The 22,398-nt window shown below is 46.2% G+C and carries 4 protein-coding genes; 3 read left to right on the top strand and 1 reads right to left on the bottom strand.

Features of this window, described 5'->3' with window-relative positions:
• Positions 1-82: 82 nt before the first annotated feature.
• Together R7P74_RS06760 and R7P74_RS06755 are read left to right on the top strand one after the other, a co-directional pair.
• A complete protein-coding gene (locus tag R7P74_RS06760; RefSeq protein ID WP_225473021.1) occupies positions 83-2,089 on the top strand; it encodes a TonB-dependent siderophore receptor in 2,007 nt (668 codons plus the stop codon).
• 41 nt (positions 2,090-2,130) lie between these two features.
• A complete protein-coding gene (locus tag R7P74_RS06755; RefSeq protein WP_005376622.1) occupies positions 2,131-2,412 on the top strand; it encodes a DUF2218 domain-containing protein in 282 nt (93 codons plus the stop codon).
• 88 nt (positions 2,413-2,500) lie between these two features.
• Here R7P74_RS06755 and R7P74_RS06750 read toward each other — a convergent pair whose 3' ends face one another.
• Positions 2,501-2,752, bottom strand: a complete 252-nt coding sequence (locus R7P74_RS06750; RefSeq protein ID WP_005376619.1) for a YgjV family protein — start codon at positions 2,750-2,752, stop codon at positions 2,501-2,503.
• Between the two features lie 861 nt (positions 2,753-3,613).
• On the opposite strand from R7P74_RS06750, the gene R7P74_RS06745 reads away from it, so the two are divergent.
• Complete coding sequence (locus tag R7P74_RS06745) at positions 3,614-22,234, top strand: retention module-containing protein (RefSeq protein WP_318122770.1); 18,621 nt, start codon at positions 3,614-3,616, stop codon at positions 22,232-22,234.
• Positions 22,235-22,398 lie beyond the last annotated feature (164 nt).

Below are 22,398 nucleotides of genomic sequence, written 5' to 3'. Positions count from 1 at the left end.
ATAACCAAATCGCCTTTGTATTTATAAAACTCATGCTTATTATACCTGAGAATTATTATCATTAATATTTAGGAATGAAGTTATGGAAAGCCCTGCTTGTTCACCTATCAAGCTTTCAAGCCTTTGCCTTGCAGTGGGAATGGCGCTATCAACCCCTGTTTTAGCTCAAGATACTGAGTCACATTTTGAAGAGGTCGTTGTATGGGGAACGAAAGTTTCCAGCAACACTGAGTCGATGTTTGCGGACGACATGTCACTGAAGCAAGCCGATCATATGTCTGATTTACTGCGCGATATTCCCGGTGTGGATGTTGGTGGAACACACTCTGTGAATCAACGTATTACGATTCGTGGTTTGAGCGAAACCGATTTGGACATTCGTCTTGACGGTGCTTCTCAGCATGCGAGCATGTTCCATCATATTGGTAACTTGACGTTGAACCCTGACATTCTCAAATCTGCGGACATTCAGGTAGGTAATAACTCTGTGACTCAAAACGGGTTAGGCGGTTCGGTCTACTTTGAAACGAAAGACGCTCGTGACTTACTTCGTTACGATGAAAAGTTTGGTGCGCGTGTTTATGGCGGCTATGCATCCAACGACAACCAACAAGGTTCGTTGACACTGTACGGACTTTTGTCCGAAAACATTGATGCGATGGTCTATGGCCATTACGTTACGCGTGATGATTTTGAAGATGGTGATGGCAATAAAACCTATGGTGCTGCAGGTGATGTTTACAACATTCTGGCTAAGCTGGGGTATGAACTAAATGACATCCATCGTTTTGAGCTCTCTTATGACATGTACCGAGACAGTGGAGATTACAGTCCGCGTCCTGATATGTCTGGTAGTGCAAATAATAGCCTGTCGAGCAAGTTACTTATCCCTACGGATTATGACCGCGATACCGTTACTTTGAGTTACGAGTTGCGAGGCGAACAACACCAAGGAAACGTCACTCTTTATAATACCGAGACAGAAATTAAACGTGACGAAACGGTGATGGCCCCTCGTTGGCCCTCGAACCGTTTATCAAAGAACACCGCCAAAAACCAAAACTTTGGTTTGAATGGCAAATTCCAGTCAGATGTTATGTTAGGTGAGTTTGATAATCGAGTCACTTATGGCTTCGACTACATGGATAAAACGTCTTCGAGTTACTACGGTAGTCGTAAGTTTATGGACGAATCGGCGATTTCAACCGCACTGTTTGTAGAAGATCAGTTCTTCTTCTCTGATGCCTTCTTTATTACCGCAGGTATGCGCTTTGATGATTACAAACGCAAAGCTGAGACAGGAACCAGTAATTATGATGATGTGACTTGGGCTCTAGCTGCAGAGTGGGCGGTGACTCAAGATTGGACGTTGTTTGCGAGTGCACGTTCTCTATTTAAAGGTCCAGAGCTAATGGAAACCTTTATTGCTTACCAAGACGTTGCATTTTTAGAGGATGGGCTAAAGCCAGAAACGGGATTGAACACGCAGGGTGGTGTTCGTTTTGATAAAACCTTTGATAAGCATTTCTTTGGGGCGAATATTACGGTATTCCAAACGGAAATTGATGATTACATTGCAGATCAGTACCAAAACGCGACTCAAACTTACCTGATTTACAACTTAGGTGATGTTGAGATTAAAGGCTTTGAGGCAAGTGCTTCTTATGGTTACGACAAGTTTAACAGCAAACTTTCTTACTCTAAGTCGGACACCAAAAACAAGAATACTGGTGGTGCTGTTGCTGGGGGCAATGGGCGTAGCATTGATATGGGTGATAGCATTGCTCTAACTTTGGATTACCAGTCAGACGCTTTAGAAACGATCTTCGGGTGGAACTCAATGTTTGTTCTAGAGGAAGACAACGTCTTTGATGGTCAGCCAAAGAAAGCAAGTTATGATGTACATAATCTATACGCTCAATGGGTGCCGTCTGATATTGATGGACTGTCGGTGACCTTTGGTATTGATAATGTATTTGACGAGTTGTACAGCTCTCACGCGTCTCGTTCTGGTACTGCACGTGGCTTCACACTTGATGACTACGAGCCGGGTCGCAACTTCAAGCTCTCTGCAGCTTATCAATTCTAACAAGGTTCTTCATAGGACGTTTCAAAGTAACGAGTAAGTTCATGATTAAAGAAAGCACCCGAATAGATAGCGAACACGCTGACAAATACTTAGTGACGCTTTGTCGGCATTTTGGACGAAAAGTTCCTGCTACTTGGAATGAAAATAGCGGTTTGGTGACATTTCCGACGGGAAAAGCTGAGTTTAACCTTTGTGCATCTAGCTTAACTATAACCTGTGAGGCGGATTCAGAAGAGAAACTGAATACGGTGAAGGCGATCATTTCATCGCATGTGGACATGTTTTCTCGTCGAGAAACATTAGCACTTAGCTGGGTTCGTTAGCGCTCGTTTAAGGATGCTGTGATAGAAAGGGAATGTTAAAAGCAAAAGCCCGCAATCTTATGATTTGCGGGCTTTTATTGTTTGAATGCTATTGCGCTTTCTCAGGCTCTAGGCTTTTTTTTTCCTGCTGCATTTTTGCTAGGAAGTAGATGTTAACGCAAGCTATAAAACCGTTAGTTAGTACTACAGGCCAAGAATCAATCATTAGTCCGTAAGCAGTAAATAGCGCACAACCAATAAAGTTAAGGATACGAAGCTTAACAATATCTTTCATAGTTAGCGAAATAGCGACCATGATTGAAGCTGCATAACCTAAAATCTCAACCATATTCATGTCCATTTTTTGACCCTCTTAAAATCTGCCGAATTTTGTCGGTACCAATTCTTCTCATCTTGAGATTAATGAGGAAGCTCCATGCCTCGAATGGTCTTTTTTTGTTGTATGGACGCACTATATCAATGGAAAAACCGTGATAAAAGCCTCAAATCAAGGTTAAGAGAAGGTTAGCGATTACGCAAACGTTTAGGGCTGGAATTACTGATAATTTTACTTATTGTGTTGATTGATAATAACGATGACATTAATAGCTCAAACACCATTGAAAGTAAGGGAATATTTACATATGATTGAAAATGATAATTATTTTCAAGTGCTGTATTTATGTATTTTATTATTAGCTTGCTCGTGTTTTTTTTGCTGTATATCAGAACAAAACCGAACTCGTGGTGTGCGGGGATTCATATCGTAAGCCACTTTTTTATCGTTGCATTTTGTCCTGCAATTTATGTTGTTCAATATTTAATCGTTACGTTTTTTTCGTCACCGATATTGATTAAGCTGTCATCACGATCCGGTGTATACAACATTCTCATTGCTTTTCTTCCATTATTGATCGCAACCGGCAGTCTGGCGTTTAGCTGAATGATTTCATCTCTCTTCTTTTCTTAAAACAACTACACTTAATCAGAATAAGATATCAATTTCATATAATTATTCGATATCTACGCGTCAGCACATGTGTCACATTTCTGTGACTACGAGTAAGTTTTACTTATGTTGCTTGGTAGTAGGGTATTTATCGATTGTTTAATGATTCAATACTTAGTTTAATCGTATAAAGGTGTGCAGTATGCCGCACTAAATTAATAAGAAATTATCTAAAAAGGTTAATGGGAAACGTAAGCCATTAGCGGAGGTCAGATGAGTACGCACACGGTACCGCAGAGCGCGATTGTAAATGCTGTCAAAGGTGAAGTTTTGGTTTTGGGCCTGGACGGAAACGTTAAGGTCATAAAATCAGGGGATGAGTTAAGACCTGGCGAGATTATTATCACAGAAAATAATGCTTCTCTCGACGTACAGATAAATAATGAGCTTTATCTGGTCGACGCAAATTGTGTTGCTTGTCTTCCTGTGCCTTCTTCTGAACCGTTAGAACCAGTATTGGTACAATCTCCAGTTAATGGCTTGGTGACTTTTGACCCAACGGCTATTGGAAGTGCTGACTTCGACGCCAACGATATTGCCGCTATCCAGCAAGCTATTTTAGACGGAGCTGACCCTACCGCTATCTTAGAAGCAACAGCTGCTGGCGCAGGTGCTGAAGGCTCGGCTAATGCTGGCTACGTGACGGTTGAATATAATAACCCGGAAGTACTCGCGTCTACTTTTTTTGAAACGTCTGCGACTCGCAGCGGAGAAGATGATCGCGACGAAGATGACGGTTTGAATGTCACGATCTTTGCTGATGGTGGGCAGTCACTGCAATCTAACGTAACAGAAGGCTCAATTTCTCTATCTAGCTACCCGCAAACCATTTCTTCTAGTGTGCTGGTTGAAGCAGGGGATCTCGCACTTGATACTGCTTCATTTGTACCCGAAACGTCTTCTTTAGAGTCTTTGTTAACCGAGTTAAATAGTGACATTACCTCTGGTGGTCAGCCAGTGGTGTTCGTTTACGACGAAGCGCAAAATGCCATTATCGGCACTCAAGGTGGTAACGAAGTGCTTCGTATCGAGATCGAAGCGACATCTTTAGGCCGTGATTTAGAGTTAGAGGTCGTTACTACGATTAGCCAGGGTATTGACCATGTGGCGTCCATCGCTGATGGCCAAGTATCTATCGTCGGTGATCAAATCAATATCGCTTTTGATATTACAGGCGCAGATATTGGTGGTAATAGCATTCAAGCGCCTATCGATTTTACGACAACCGTTATTGATGGCGATGATCCTGCGCCGCAAAACGTTACTTTTGAAAACGTTGAATCTTCTTCTACACCAATCACTGGCACCTTTGTTGATATTGGTAGTGATCAATTGGCAACAGTCACGTTTAACCAAGAAGGACTTAGTCAATTCGATGGCCTATTGAGTGATAATCAGGCGACAGAAGCGGTACTCTCTGAAGACGGCAGTACTATCACCTTGTCCATTGCTGGCTCGAATGAAACCGTCTTAACCATCAGTCTGAACACCGATGGTACCTACCAATTTGAGCAATTTAAGCCGTTAGAACAAACAAACGGTGAAGATACGATTGAGCTCTCTTTGCCAACCACAATCGTCGATTTCGACCAAGATACGGCAAGCAACACCTTTACGATGACCATCCTCGATGGCGATAATCCAGTGATTGAAAACGTGACGGGATTGTCTTTAGACGAGGCAGGGGTTGACCAAGGTTCACAGGAAGGCGCGGCAGTAACAAGTGGTACCGGGTCGATCACGACAGCGGTCGGAAGTGACATTATTGATCACTATGAGTTGGAACCTACAGAGTTTAATGTTGGTGGAGAACTCCAATCTCAAGGGCAGGTTGTTCAATTGGAACTGGCGTCCGAGAGTAACGGCGTGCGTACTTACGAAGGCTTCATCGAGCTGGATGGCGTGCGTATTACCGTATTTGATGTGGCGATTGATACTCCTGCATTGGGCGAATACCAATTCAACTTGTATGAACAACTTGACCATACGGGGGCTAACGATGACTCGCTTACTTTCTCATTGCTAGTTTACGCAGTAGATGCGGATGGTGACCGCTCCTCTATTACCGAAGGCTCGAACACACCAGAAGCGGCGCAAATTGTCATTCAAGTTCAAGATGACGTTCCTACGATTGATGGCGTTGAGGCACTAGCCGTCGATGAAGACGATTTATCAAGCATCGGCTCCGATCAAAGCGACTCTGTGTTCGCGCAAGGTAGCTTCACGACGACTCAGGGCTCAGACCGTGTTGTAAGTTATCAATTAGAGAGCGGCACTGATCCACTCAATGGGTTGGAATCGCAGGGGCGATCTATCTCTCTGACGGAAACAACCAATTCAGATGGCAGCTTTACCTATTCTGCAACGGCAGAAGGGGACGCTATCTTCACCTTACAAGTGAACCCTGACGGTTCTTATTCATTTACCCTTGAAGGTCCAATCGATCATGCTGTGGGTAGCGATAGCTTAACTCTAGACTTCACTATTGTCGCAACGGACTTTGACGGTGACACCAGTTCACTTGTTCTACCGGTAACCATTGCCGATGATGTGCCAACCATTAATGACGTTGTCGCTCTTACCGTCGATGAAGATGACTTAAGTTTGGTAGGCTCTGACCAATCACAGTCAACGCTGGTCGAAGGTCAGTTTACGACAACTCAAGGTTCTGATGGCGTCGTACAGTATCAGTTGGATGTAAACGCTGATCCTTTAAATGGCCTGCAATCTCAAGGTCAAACCGTTTCCATTGCCGAAACGCAAAATGCAGACGGCAGCTATACCTACAACGCAACGGCAAATGGCAGCGCAGTCTTCACATTAATTTTGAATACCGACGGCTCGTACAGTTTTGAGCTGCAAGGTCCAATCGACCATGCGGCAAATAGCGACAGCTTAACCCTTGATTTTAGCGTTATTGCTACCGATTTCGATGGTGACACAAGCCAAATCGCACTGCCAGTTACCATCGTGGATGATAAGCCAACCATTACCGATGTTGATGCAATTACCGTTGATGAAGATGATTTAGGCGCGATTGGCTCAGATCAGACTGACCCGATTTCAATCGATGGCAACTTCACCACCACACAAGGCTCTGACCGAGTGGTGAGCTATCAGCTCGATGCTTCTGCAACACCAGTTGACGGCCTTACATCACAAGGCGTGGCAGTTACGCTGACTGAAACCGCAAACGCTGATGGCAGCTTTACTTACGAGGCGACAGCGGGTAGTGAAGCGGTCTTTACGCTGACGGTGGATACTGATGGTAGCTATAACTTCACGCTTGAAGGTCCAATCGACCACGCGGTAGATAGCGATGAGCTGACACTCAACTTCCCAATCATCGCAACAGACTTTGATGGCGACACCACAAATGCCACTATCCCAGTGACAATCGTGGACGATAAGCCTGTTATTACCGACGTCGACACCATTACGGTTGATGAAGATGATCTAGCGTCAATTGGCTCAGACCAAAGCAATCCAATTTCTATTGATGGCAGCTTTACTACCACACAAGGCTCTGACCGAGTGGTGAGCTACCAACTCGATGCTTCAGCAACACCAGTGGACGGTTTAACATCGCAAGGCGCTGCTGTCACACTGACAGAAACCGCAAATGGTGATGGTAGTTTCACTTATGAAGCGACTGCGGGTGGAAACCCAGTATTTACTCTGACAGTAGATACTGATGGCTCTTACAACTTCACACTTGAAGGGCCAATTGATCACGCGGTTGATAGTGACGAACTGACACTGAACTTCCCAATTATCGCAACCGACTTTGATGGCGATACCGTTACGGAAACCATTCCAGTCACGATTGTTGATGATGTACCGACCATCACAGCGGTGGATGCGTTAAGTGTCGATGAAGATGACCTTACCGGTGTGGGTTCCGACCCTGGCGGCGATCTGTTCGTTGAAGGCGCGTTTACTACCACACAAGGCTCTGACCGAGTGGTGAGCTATCAACTGGATTCAACCGCTGATCCTGTTGCGGGGCTAACCTCTCAAGGTGAGGCGATTATCTTGGTGGAAACCGCCAACGGTGATGGCAGCTTTACCTATGTGGCGACCGCAGATGGCAATCCTGTATTCACGTTAAACGTAGCAACAGATGGTACGTACGACTTTACGCTGCAAGGCCCGATTGACCATGCCGCCAACAGCGATAGCCTGACGATTGATTTCCCAATTGTTGCCACCGATTTTGATGGTGATACGACCACGGCAACCATTCCAGTCACGATCACGGATGATGCACCAATCATCGATAATGTTGTGCCTCTGGCTGTAGACGAAGATGATTTATCAGGTATTGGCTCAGACCAAACTGACGCTGTGTTTGTTGAAGGCGCGTTCACCACTACCCAAGGTTCAGACCGTGTGGTGAGCTACCAACTTGATTCAACTTCTGATCCTGTCGCAGGTTTAACTTCTCAAGGTGAGCCTGTTACTTTGGTAGAGACGGCGAATGCCGATGGCAGCTTTACTTACGTGGCTACCGCGGATGGCAATCCGGTCTTCACCATGAATGTGAATGCTGATGGCACATACAACTTCCGTCTGGAAGGGCCGGTCGAGCACGCGTTAAACAGCGATGAATTAGTTCTAAACTTCCCAATCATTGCAACAGATTTTGACGGTGATACGACAACCGCGACCATTCCAGTCACGATTACTGATGACGTGCCAACCATCGATAACGTTGTCCCACTAATAGTAGACGAAGATGACCTTGCCTCAATTGGCTCAGACCAAAACGATGATGCGTTTATGTCGGGCTCTTTCACCACAACTGAAGGCTCAGACAGTGTTGTTAAATACCAGCTTGATGCAACGGCAGATCCAGTAGCAGGGTTGACCTCTCATGGTGAGCCTGTCGTGCTTGCTGAAACTGCTAACGGCGACGGCAGTTTTACTTACACAGCCACAGCAGATGGCAATACCGTATTTGAATTAGTGGTGAAGCCAGATGGCAGCTACACCTTTACTCTGCAGGGCCCACTAGACCATGCGGTGAATAGCGACAGTCTACAAATCGACTTCCCGATTATCGCGACAGATTTTGATGGCGATACCTCAACAGAAACATTGCCAGTCACCATCGTTGACGATAAACCAACCATCACTGACGTAGACGCGATCCGCGTGGATGAAGATGACTTAGCGACGATTGGCTCTGACGGCTCAGATCCAATTTCAATCGATGGCAACTTCACTACAACGCAAGGCTCTGATGGGGTAGTAAGATACCAATTAGATACTGCTGCAACTCCAGTTGATGGTCTAACATCACAAGGTGTGGCAGTGACGCTGACTGAAACCGCAAACGGCGACGGTAGCTACACCTATGAAGCAACTGCGGGAACCGATGCTGTCTTCACGCTGACCGTTAATACGGATGGCTCATACAACTTCACGCTTCAAGGTCCAATCGACCATGCGGTAGACAGTGATGAGCTGACGCTGAACTTCCCAATCATCGCGACGGATTTTGATGGTGATACCACCACAGAAACGATCCCAGTCACCATCGTGGATGATAAGCCAACCATTACCGATGTAGATGCGATTACCGTCGATGAAGATGACTTAGGCACGATTGGCTCAGATCAAACTGACCCGATTTCAATCGATGGCAACTTCACTACCACACAAGGCTCTGATCGAGTGGTGAGCTATCAGCTCGATGCTTCTTCAACACCAGTTGATGGCCTTACATCACAAGGCGTGGCAGTTACGCTAACTGAAACCGCAAATGGCGACGGTAGCTTTACTTACGAGGCGACGGCGGGTAGTGAAGCGGTCTTTACGCTGACCGTGAATACTGATGGTAGCTATAACTTCACGCTTGAAGGTCCAATCGACCACGCGGTAGATAGCGACGAGTTGACACTGAACTTCCCAATCATCGCAACAGACTTTGATGGCGATACCACAAACGCCACTATCCCGGTTACCATTGTGGACGATAAGCCAGTGATTACTGACGTCGACGCCATTACGGTTGATGAAGATGACCTAGCGTCAATTGGCTCAGACCAAAGCAATCCAATTTCTATTGATGGTAACTTTACCACCACGCAAGGTTCAGACCGAGTGGTGAGCTACCAACTCGATGGCACATCAACACCAGTTGACGGTTTAACCTCGCAAGGTGTGGCTGTCACGCTAACAGAAACTGCAAATGGTGATGGCAGTTTTACCTACGAAGCAACAGCGGGCTCTGAGGCGGTCTTTACGCTGACAGTGAATACTGATGGCTCTTATAACTTCACGCTAGAAGGGCCAATTGATCACGCGGTTGATAGTGATGAGCTGACACTGAATTTCCCAATTATCGCAACCGACTTTGATGGCGATACCGTTACGGAAACCATTCCAGTCACGATTGTTGATGATGTACCGACCATCACAGCGGTGGATGCGTTAAGTGTCGATGAAGATGACCTTAGCGGTGTGGGTTCGGACCCAGGCGGCGATCTGTTCGTTGAAGGGGCGTTTACAACCACACAAGGCTCTGACCGAGTGGTGAGCTATCAACTGGATTCAACCGCTGATCCTGTTGCGGGGCTGACCTCTCAAGGTGAGGCGATTATCTTGGTGGAAACCGCCAACGGTGATGGCAGCTTTACTTATGTGGCGACCGCAGACGGCAATCCGGTATTCACGTTAAACGTAGCAACAGATGGCACTTACGATTTTACGCTGCAAGGCCCGATTGACCATGCAGCTAACAGTGACAGCCTGACGATTGATTTCCCAATTATTGCAACTGATTTTGATGGTGATACGACTTCGGCAACCATTCCAGTCACGATCACGGATGATGCACCAATCATTGATAATGTCGTGCCTCTGGCTGTAGACGAAGATGATTTATCAGGTATTGGCTCAGACCAAACTGACGCAGTGTTTGTGGAAGGCGCATTTACGACCACTCAAGGTTCAGACCGAGTGGTGAGCTACCAACTTGATTCAACTTCTGATCCTGTTTCAGGTTTAACTTCTCAAGGTGAGCCTGTTATTTTGGTAGAGACTGCAAATGCCGATGGCAGCTTCACTTACGTGGCAACTGCGGATGGCAATCCTGTCTTCACCATGAATGTGAATGCTGACGGTACATATGACTTCCGTCTGGAAGGGCCAATCGATCACGCGTTAAACAGCGATGAGCTAGTACTGAACTTCCCAATCATTGCTACAGACTTTGATGGCGATACGACGACCGCGACCATTCCAGTCACGATTACTGATGACGTTCCAACCATCGATAACGTTGTCCCACTAACAGTAGACGAAGATGATCTCGCTACAATTGGCTCAGACCAAAACGATGATGCGTTTATGTCGGGCTCTTTCAGCACAACTGAAGGCTCAGACAGCGTTGTTAAATACCAGCTTGATGCAACGGCAGATCCAGTCGCAGGGTTGACCTCTCATGGTGAGCCTGTCGTGCTTGCAGAGACAGCAAATGGTGATGGCAGCTTTACTTACACTGCCACAGCAAATGGCAAGGACGTATTTGAATTGGTGGTGAAGCCAGACGGCAGCTACACCTTTACTCTGCAGGGCCCACTAGACCATGCGGTAAATAGCGACAGCCTGCAAATCGACTTCCCGATTATCGCAACAGACTTTGATGGCGATACGTCGACAGAAACACTACCTGTCACCATCGTTGATGATAAACCAACCATCACTGACGTAGACGCAATCCGTGTGGATGAAGATGACTTAGCGACGATTGGCTCTGACGGCTCAGATCCAATTTCAATCGATGGCAACTTCACTACAACGCAAGGTTCTGATGGGGTAGTAAGCTACCAATTAGATACTGCTGCAACGCCAGTTGATGGTCTAACATCACAAGGTGTGGCAGTGACGCTGACTGAAACCGCAAACGGCGACGGCAGCTACACTTATGAAGCGACAGCAGGAACTGAAGCCGTATTTACGCTGACCGTGAATACGGATGGTTCATACAACTTCACGCTGCAAGGTCCAATCGACCATGCGACGGGTAGTGATGAGCTGACACTGAACTTCCCAATCATCGCGACGGATTTTGATGGTGATACCACCACAGAAACGATCCCAGTCACCATCGTGGATGATAAGCCGGTTATTACTGACGTCGACGCCATTACGGTTGATGAAGATGATCTAGCGTCAATTGGCTCAGACCAAAGCAATCCGATTTCAATCGATGGCAACTTCACCACCACACAAGGCTCTGACCGAGTAGTGAGCTATCAGCTTGACGCTTCTGCAACACCAGTTGACAGCCTTACATCACAAGGTGTGGCAGTCACGCTGACTGAAAGCGCAAATGGTGATGGCAGCTTTACTTACGAGGCGACGGCGGGTAGTGAAGCGGTCTTTACGCTGATAGTGAATACTGATGGCTCTTATAACTTCACGCTAGAAGGTCCAATCGACCATGCGGTAGATAGCGATGAGTTAACACTCAACTTCCCAATCATCGCGACAGACTTTGATGGCGATACCTCTGCTGAGACAATTCCTGTCAAGATCGTTGATGACAAGCCGACACTTGGTGGAATCGAAGCAACAAGTGTGCAAACGGTTGATGAGGATGATATCCCAACAGTCGGATCTGATGGTACACAGTCGAACAGCATTGCCGGTAACTTCATCGCGACTGATGGTTCTGATGGCATTGTCGAGTACAGCGTTTCTGACCTAACGACGCCAGTACAAGGCCTGACCTCTGGTGGTCAATCTCTGGTTATGGTTGAAGTATCAAACGCAGGTGGCGTTTCAGTTTACGAAGCTCGTATTGATGGCACGACGACACCAGTATTCCGTGTAACCCTCGATGCCTCTGATGACAGCTACACGTTCGATTTGCTCGCTCCTCTCGATCATCCAAATGCTGATGGCCAGAATGAACTGATCATAAATTTACCGATAAACGCGACTGACTTTGATGGAGACGTGTCGAACAACATCACCTTACCAATTACGGTTGTGGATGATGTTCCGACCATTGATGGTTTGCTAGCAGGCAGCGAACAAACCGTTGATGAAGATGACCTACCAGCAGGTACGGATGCTGCAAGTGCAGAAGATACTGTTATTTCAGGTACTTTTGATATCACCGAAGGTGCTGACCAAGTTGCTTCTATTCAGCTGAGTGACCTGACCACGCCTGTTGCGTCACTGACTTCAGATGGTGAAGCTATCACCTTAGTCCTGTCTTCTAGCGCAAACGGCGTGAACGTATACCAAGGTGTCGCTGGCAATCCTGCTGAAGTGGTGTTCGAACTGACGTTGGATGCAACGAACAACACCTACGAGTTCGATTTACAGAAGCCGCTTGATCATCCCGATGGTAATCAGCAAAACGAGATTGTTATTAACCTCCCTGTGACGGCGACAGATAATGATGGTGATACTTCACCAGCCTTCACATTGCCAATTACCGTTGTGGACGATGTTCCAGTTGTTACCAATATTGAAAGTCTACGTGTCGACGAAGATGACTTACCTCTTGGTTCTGATGGTACTAAAGAGTCGTTAACGGTATCAGGTGAATTCGAAGTCACTAGCGCAGATGGTATTGATGCTTTCGAATTGGATCTAAGCTCAAATCCTATCCCGTATCTGAAATCGGGTGGAGAAGAGGTAACACTTTCTCAAGACGTTGGCGCTTCAACTGCTGACGCGCTTGTATACGTGGGACAAACTCAGGGTGGAGTGACGGTCTTCACGTTGACACTTCATCAAGATGGTAAATACGACTTTGAGTTATCTGGTCAGTTAGATCACGCGGTTAACTCTGATGAGATTTTGTTGAATCTACCTGTGAAGATCACGGATGGCGACAACGATACCATCACTGCGACCTTGCCAGTGACCATCGTAGATGACAAGCCAACCATTGATGCTATTAGCTCTGGTAGTACCTTGTCTGTGGATGAGGATGATATTCCAAGCCAAGGTTCAGACGACACGCCAGAATCCAATATCATTGGTGGCAACTTTGACGTTACTGATGGTGCCGACTCTATCGTTAGCTTCCAGTTGGATAGCTTAACGTCGCCTGTTTCTGGACTTACCTCAGGTGGTCAACCGCTTGAGTTGATTGAGTTTTCAAATTCAAACGGTGTGATTGAGTACCGAGCTTATGTACAAGGTACGACGGACACCGTCTTTAAACTGACGCTAAATGGTTCAGCAGACAGTTATGAATTTGAACTGTTGGGTGCACTTGATCATCCTGCGGGTAACGATGAAAACTCGTTAGTCATCAACTTCCCTGTCAACGCGACCGATTTTGACGGTGATGTGTCCAATAACATCACCTTGCCGATCACAGTAGTGGACGATGTTCCAGCGATTGTGAAAGTGACAGACTCAAGCCAACAAACCGTTGATGAAGATGATCTTGCTGGTGGCTCTGACACGACAAGTAGCGATTCAACGGTATTGACTGGTGGATTTGAAGTCGTTGCTGGTGCAGACAAGATTGTCAGCTACCAAGTTTCAGACCTCGATGCAGTCGTGTCTGGCTTAACGTCGAACGGCAGCAGCATCGAGTTGAATCTAGTAGGCACGAATGGTGGAGTAACCAGTTACGAAGCGGTTATTACTGGCACATCAACTAAGATCTTCACGCTGTCTCTTGATGCGAATAATGACAGCTACCAATTTGAGCTGTTGGGACCAATCGACCATGACGCTGTTCAAGGTGAAAACAACCTTGTCATTGATATTCCAATTACAGTAACAGACTTTGATGGTGACACGTCATCATCACTGAATCTTCCAATTACCGTAGTTGATGACATTCCCGAAATTAAATCAGCAGATGCTTTGGCTGTTGATGAGGATGACCTTGCCAACGGCTCTCAGGCAACCAACAAAGACAGCCTAGAAGCAACGGGCAATTTCGATACGGTGGAAGGGGCAGATACCGTTGTCTCTTATCAGCTGGATCTTACTTCTAACCCGATACCAGGAGTAACTTCAGGTGGTCTTGCGGTGACGTTAGTTCAAACCGCGGTAAGCAACAACAACTTTACTTATCAAGGTCAAACACCTGATGGTAACTCAGTGTTCACGCTAGTTTTGAACGCTGACGGCTCTTACAAGTTTACGCTTGAGGGTGCGCTAGATCACTCAACTCAAGGCGAAGATACACTCATACTTGATCTCCCAGTCTTTGCGACCGATGTCGATGGTGATACGGCAGGTATTAACTTACCAGTGACGATTACCGATGATGTTCCAACCTTGCACGATGCATCTATTTCGCGTGTTGAGGGACAAGGCAGCCGCACGGTTCGTTTATTCCGAGACCCTGTAGAGGGGGATGATGACCTTGGTGCTGACGGCGCACAAGTGACTTCATTCTCGGCTGATGATTCAGGCATTTACTTTAAGCAAAACGGTGTTGATTCTGATTCTGTCGATTTGAACGGCAGCGACCAAGTCGTATTTGTTCACAAGGTTCTTGACGGAGTGGATACTGAAATCGGTCGTTTGGTTGTTCGAACCGATGGCAGTGTGTCATTCCGTCCGAATGACGATCTTGACCATACCGAAACCGACTCGATTGATTTCACCATCAACGTTGTTGCAACCGATGGTGATGGCGATATCGAAGATGCCGATGTGGATATCTCGATAAGAGACCGCAATGCGCAAATTGACACGTCTACCGTTACTGCGTTCGAAGACCAAGGGCGTGATGGTGTCGTTGTGGGCGTTGACTCTGCAAATACTCAGGACAACTTGTCGACGCTGGATGTTAGCCCTGCGAAAGTCGACTTGGTTATCAATTTACATGATATCGACCGTAACGAGAGCTTAGGTGACATCACTATTCGAGATGCTGATACTCACAACGGTACGTTCTACTACAGAGACGGCAGTGGCAACTACATTGAATTAACATCTGTGGGCAATACGGTTGTTCTCGACGCATCAAATGTCGAGCAGTCATTCAATGGTGAGCTTGTCTCGTTAGATAACTTGTACTTCGTACCAGATCGTCATACATCAACCGATGCTTCTGGTATCGATCCTCGTATCCGTGTGGAAATTCTTAACAATGGTACGCCAGATCATACGATTAATGGTCGTTTAGAAATTGAAGTTGCTGCCGTTGCAGATATTGCAACGTGGACGGCAAGCAGCGAATTTAACTACTCGGTTGATGAAGATGGAAACAATGTCGCACTTAACATCACGGCTGAAACCCAAGACACTAGTAACCCTGAAGGCATTGTGTACGAGCTTGTCTTTACACAAGGAGAAGGTAACGCAGAGTTAGTCTATTCAGATGGTAGTGCGATACCAAAATCCGGTGGTGTTTATCTGGTGGATGCAAGCCGAATTGATGAAGTTCAAGTTGATCCGATAAATAACTTCTCGGGCGAAATCAGAATTGATGTCACCGCTATTACGACGGAAAACAACAATCCACTGCTTGGGAAAGATACCGCTCGCTCAGAAACCGAAACCATCATTATTGATGTAAACCCAGTTGCGGATAAAGGTAGTTTTACTGTAAATCGAATTAATGTGTTTGAGGATAACGCTCGAACTCAAAATACGGTAGACCCTGTCACTGATCACGACCCACTCCAATTAAGTGAAGTGATCACCATGAAACCATCAGCGGACTTAGATGGTTCTGAAGCGTTATTTGTGCGCATTTCTAACTTCTCAATTGATGGGGTTACTTTGGTGTGGCTGGACTCAGCAAACCCAAGTCAGATAGTAGAAGTGACCGATTCAGGCGGCAATGTACTTTATTACGAAGTGCCAGAGTCTGAATTAGCGAACGTCGAAGTTCTTCCTCCGTTGCACAGCAATGATGACTTTACTTTCAATGTCGAAGGCATTGTGAAAGACACAGCATCATTGTCTACCGGTACGACAGAAGATGTGTTGTCACTGGGCAGTAAGACCGTCATCGTTGGTGTAAAAGGTGTTGCTGACATACCAGACACGGTATTAATTGACGCGGGGAACGTTTGGAACCGGTTCGTAGACGGAGATGTGGCCGGGATAGAGACGACTATCGAAGAGAATGGTGTTGTAAACCTTAACTTCTCGGTTGTATCTGGTGAAGTTGCCGATAGACCACAGGATGATTCAGAAGCCATTACTGTTATCCTGTCCAACATCCCCGACGGTGTTCGTGTCGTAGATTCAGACGGCTCAAGCGTTGACCTCACCTTTGTTGGCTATGATGGTAACGGTCAACCGATTTACGAAGCAAACATCACTGGGCTGAATTTTAATTCCGGTATTCAAATTATTCCGGAAGCCTCTTCAACTGAAAACATTGCGATTACAGGGACGATCATTGTTACCGAGAATGATGGTCATAGTCGTGTGATTGAAAGAGAGGTAAGGATCAAGGTCGAACCCGTTATTGACGCTCAAGATAACTACGTTGTTCGATCGGAGGGAGATGAAGATACGCGCTTTGACATCGATTGGAAACCGACGCTCGTACAAAGCCCTGATACCGATGAATTCTTTAGTGATGTAACCATCTCTGGATTTCCTCCAGGCAGCACGGTCTATGTAGATGGTGTGGCACAAACGCTTGTTTCTGGAACACTAACGCTTTCACCGCAAGCCGGTGAATCAGAGCAAGATTTTTCCGCTAAAATCTCTCAAAGTGGCTATGTTCAAGTCCAGTTGGAGCAGGATTCAAGTACTGACTTTGACTTGACCACGACCGTCACTGTGAAAGAGATTGACCATGAATATGTTGACGCTTCGAATCCCGGTGAAGGTATCGCTGAGAAAACCATCAATGGTACGGTGAATGTCCAAGTTAATCCAATCGTTGAGCCAGAGGATAAGACGGGGGCAATAGATGACCAAACCCGTCTGCTTGTCACTGAAAGTGGTGGTGGTGCTACCGATATCGTGAAGTCAGACGATCAAGGTAACATTGACTTTACGATCAACACTTCTATGGGGGGTGAATCTGGTGCTCATATCATTAAATATCAAGAGTTTGATGCGTCTTCAGATGAAGTGGTGACTCAACTTGTTGTTCAATTTCACAATGTGGACCCTGAGATCCTCAACCAATTGGTTATCGTCGGAGCACTAAATGAAGGTGGAGGTCGTTGGACAGTAACTAATGAAGACAACTTCTCAATTAAAGCGCCGTCTGGACTTGATTTAACACCAAACGATGACAGTGACGATGGCGATAACGGTGGTCTCTCTCAAATTGGCTTAACCATTTACGCAGAAGTGAATGATTTGGGCGAAGATTTGGGCAACGAAAAAGATGCGACGGTCATGCGCCAAACGGATGTGACACTTGAATTTCCTACCGTTCTCACACCGCAAATGAGTGTAGCGGCAGAGATTCAGGTGGCTGATGATGTCCAAATTCAAGCGTTGGAAGACAATTCTATTAACCTTGGTGCTCAGTTAACGTCGAAAGTTGATGCGATTAATGCAGATGGCGTGGAGGATGTCTTGACTATTATCGTCGATCCTTCAGCTCCTGGTATTCCTCCTGGCTTGGTGATCACGGGGACGGATATCGACTTTGTCAATGGTAAATACGTGTTCCAAGCCCATATCGATGCGAGTGGAAATATTACTGGCCTTGATGGTTTGACGATGCACTTGGCAGAAGATTACGCAGGTGATTTCGAATTACCAATTCGGTTCGTCACTAAAGACACTGAGTCCGGTGATGAAAAAGAAAATAATGTTCAGTTTCCAGTTCAGGTTTTACCGGTTGCAGACGTTCCGAGTTCAGCCGGGGATCAGCCGTTGGATAGCGATGTCACACCAAATGTAAGAGTAGATATCGTCGGTACTTTCGGCTTGGATGCAAACAAACAACCTGTGACTGATCTAAATAACGACGTTCCCACGGCGGATGGTGTTGGTTACGAAGATGGCTTAATCCAACTTAACTTGAGTGTTGATTTTGCCGATCAATTTAACAACACTCAAGGTGGTCGAGAAACACTAACGAACATCAAGTTAGAGCTTGATGACACAACATTAGGTGAGTTTGTTGATGCCAATGGTAACAGCTTAGGAACCAGTATTGAGTTTAATGAAGCTGAGATTTTAGCTGGTGCGCTTGACAATGTTCTGTTTAAGCCAAAAGAAAATTACCCCGTAGGTGGTGGCCAAAATACCGTCAAGATTAATATCGAGGGAGAAATTACTGATGAAGCTGTGTTTGATCAGTCTATCTTGAATAACTCTGGCGATAATATAGATGTAAGAACCTTCACTGACGATGTCACATTTGAAGTTACGCCAGTCGTTGATGACATTACCATTACAGGTGCCGATCCGACGCAGCCAATCACGGTGATTGGTGACGAAGATACTTTAATTTCGCTGAATCAATCGGGCTCTGGTGTTTCGATCAGCCTGAACGATAATGATGGTTCTGAGAGTTTCGTTTCACTCAAGTTAACGGGACTTCCTGATGACTTTATCGTTAAATCCAATTCCTCTGATTATGTTGTTAAGAACAACGGTGGGGGCGAATGGAGTATTCAACTAAAAGATCTCACTCAGACGTCCATTGACCTGAGTGACATCCAAATTAAACCGCCAAAACACTTTAGTGGCGAGGCTGAGATAGGTATTACGGTCTTCATTCAAGAGGAGTTGCTACAAGTTCCAACGGAACGAAACAACAACTTTACGCTTATTGTCAATCCTATTGGTGATGATGTTGATGTGAACCCCGACACTTCGGCTGCAGGTAATGAGGGCGAAGACATTGTTATTAATGTAAATGCGTTAGTGGTTGATAACAAAGAGTCCATCGGAGATGGTGCAAACTACCAGGAAAATGATCCAGAGACGCTGAGAGTTGAGGTCTCAAATGTCCCTGATGGGGCGAGCGTTTCATTACCTGATGGGACAGTATTTACTGACCAAGGCGGCGGCGTTTTTGTCTTAGAAATCAATGCTCAAGACTTGGATCAAGTGGTGTTTAATTCTGGTGATCGCAACGATAACTCATGGGATGGTTCGCTGCATTTCAAAGTGCAAGCCGTTGATACTGGGCTCGATGGCAGTCAAAGCTTGGGCTCCGCAGAGGAGTTTGATGTCACTGTTGATGTTGAAGCAGTGAACGATCGTCCAGAGTTCGTCAATACCGTGGATGTGGAAACACCAGAAGATACGCCAATGCTGCTTGATGGTTTCAGCATTACCGATATTGATGCCGTACTCGATGATCCGAATGCTGAATACGTACTCAATGTGAACGTCGACAGCGGTATCTTGGAGCTTAATCCAACGCTCATCGCTACTTACAACCTAACCGTGAGCGGTGATGGTACGGACTCCGTTGAACTGAAAGGCACAGTGGCCGATCTAAACAATGCCATTGCAGACGGTCTGATTGAGTTTAACCCAGAGCTGAACTTCTTTGGTGACGTTCAGGTGGACGTGACAGTCGATGACCAAGGTAATGAAGGTATCGTAATTGGTGGGGTAGATGACACCCTAAATACCAACAGCAGCAGCTTCAATATTGAAGTAACAGCCGTGAATGATACCCCAGAAACTACGCCAGTGACGCTACCGGATATTGAAGAAGACAGTGGTGTGTTCTCCATCTCTGAAGCGGATCTTATTGCGAATGCGACAGACGTAGAGAACGATAATCTCACGGTTAGCAATGTTCAGTTAACGGATCCGAATTCGGGCAGCATTACTTTCAACAGTGGCACGGGAGAGTGGGAATTTACCCCAGCACCAGATTACAACGGTCCAGTTGAAATCACGTACACCATTACAGATGATGGCACGACAAATGGTGCATCCGATCCTAAATCGGTTAACGGCAGCGCATCGTTCAACGTAACGGAAGCCAATGATGCTCCAACGACGTCTGAAGTGACACTTTCTGATATCGCAGAAGACAGTACGGCGGTTGATATTACCCAAGCTGATTTGTTGGCGAATGCGTCTGATATTGAAAACGACACCTTGATGGTGAGCAATGTCCAGTTGGTTGATCCAAGCAGCGGCACATTGGATTTCGACAACGTAACAGGTACATGGTCATTTACTCCTGCGCCTGGCTACAACGGCAAGGTCGATCTAACCTACGACATTACCGACAACGGTACAACGAACGGTGTTTCAGATCCTCAAACGGTGTCAGGAACGGCGACCTTCGAAGTCACTGAGGTGAACGATGCACCGGTAACATCAGAGGTAACGTTGAGTAGTACCGAAGAAGATGGTGGTTCGGTAACTATTACGGCTACTGAGTTGCTGAGCAACGCAAGTGATCCTGAGTCAGACAACTTGACCGTCGATAATGTTGTGTTAGTGGATCCAGCTTCCGGCACGCTGACTCAAGTGAGTGCGACAGAGTGGACGTTTGAACCCGCAGCAGATTTCTTTGGTGACGTTAATTTCACTTATGAAATCACAGATGACGGAACCACTAACGGCGCTCCAGACCCAATTACAATCGCGGGCACAGCAGTGTTGAATGTTGAAGCGACCAATGACGCACCTGAAATCACTGCAACTTCGGTAACGGATACGATCAATGAAGCTGATGGCCAGAAAGTAACGGGTATTAGTGTGAGTGACGTCGACTTTGCGGGCGCACAAGCAAATGAAAGCATGACCGTGACTCTTACAGTTACCGAGGGCGACCTTCGTGTCGAGCCGCCAGCAGGTAGTGGTGTGACTGTTGGGGCGGGGATGGCTGGTGAAATCACCCTAATGGGCACACCAGATAATATTAACTCCGTTCTTGGAGCAACAGACGCTTCTGAGGGTGTATTTGTGGATGCAGGAGATGTCAACGCAGCTTCAATCACTTTATCGGTGAAAGTCGAAGACAACGGCGTGTACTTCGAAAATGCATCGGGTACCGCATTGGAAGCGAATCAAGACTTCACTATCAATGTGACACCTGTAGCTGATGCACCTACATTGAGTATCAATCCTCAGTTTAATTACATTCGTCAAATTGCGGCTAGCCAAACCGCGAGCAGTCAAGGTTTAGCGATTGTCGGAATCATGGCGGCGCTTACTGATATTGACGAGGTGCTGTCTTTGGAGCTAACGGGCGTACCAGCTAGTGCTGAGGTAACAAGTGGCGTTTCTCCATCAGGCATTAGCTTCGATGGTACCACTTGGACAGTACCAAGCGATGAAATTGATACGCTAGAAATTGTCGCAACAGATACTAACAGTGGTATTGATGTCGGTTCTTACGATATTTCGCTTACGGCCATATCAACGGAATCTAATGGCGATGAAGCGCAGTCTTCACCTGTCCAAATTAGTTTGGATGTGAGTAGTGATAGCGACGATATTGACCAGTCAACCGCAGTGGACGACAGCTATTTAGTCGGTGGAGACACAGGTATCAACTTGATTGGTGGCGACGGTGACGACGTTATTCTGGGTGGCGATGGCGATGACGTGCTTATCGGTGGCTTAGGTTCAGATATCTTAACGGGTGGAGACGGCAGTGATATCTTCAAGTGGACGGTAGATTCCGTTGATGAAGGGGCAGTGGATACCATTACTGACTTCACTGTTAACGAAGACAGTATCGATTTACGTGAAGTTATCTCTGATCTCAATAACTCAATGATCGACATGGATGATCTGCTTAGTCACATTTCGGCAGACTACGATGCATCGACGGAAAGTGTCTCTCTGAACATTACGACGGATGCAAATGTTCAACAGACAATTGTCGTGGAAAACTTAGGTACTTCAATCGACTTCAACGGTCTCAGCTCCAACGAGATTGTAGAGTCATTGCTGAACAACGGTGTTATTGATAACGGATAAACCCGTATACAACACAAAAATGGGCGGCTCTGATAAGCCGCCCATTTTTTTCGGGAAAGCTTGATTTTAAACAGGAGATATTTGAATCGAAATAGAAAGCAAGAACGAAGCAAAGGGGTTATCTTGTTACGACGTTATAGTGATAGTTGGAAATTAAAATAGCG

This window comes from Vibrio sp. 2033 (assembly GCF_033339735.1).
This window is presented reverse-complemented; position numbering and strand designations above follow the sequence as displayed.

Coding starts and splice junctions, on each gene's coding strand:
- R7P74_RS06760 (WP_225473021.1), top strand. CDS start 83: ATGGAAAGCCCTGCTTGTTCACCTATCAAGCTTTCAAGCCTTTGCCTT.
- R7P74_RS06755 (WP_005376622.1), top strand. CDS start 2,131: ATGATTAAAGAAAGCACCCGAATAGATAGCGAACACGCTGACAAATAC.
- R7P74_RS06750 (WP_005376619.1), bottom strand. CDS start 2,752: ATGGACATGAATATGGTTGAGATTTTAGGTTATGCAGCTTCAATCATG.
- R7P74_RS06745 (WP_318122770.1), top strand. CDS start 3,614: ATGAGTACGCACACGGTACCGCAGAGCGCGATTGTAAATGCTGTCAAA.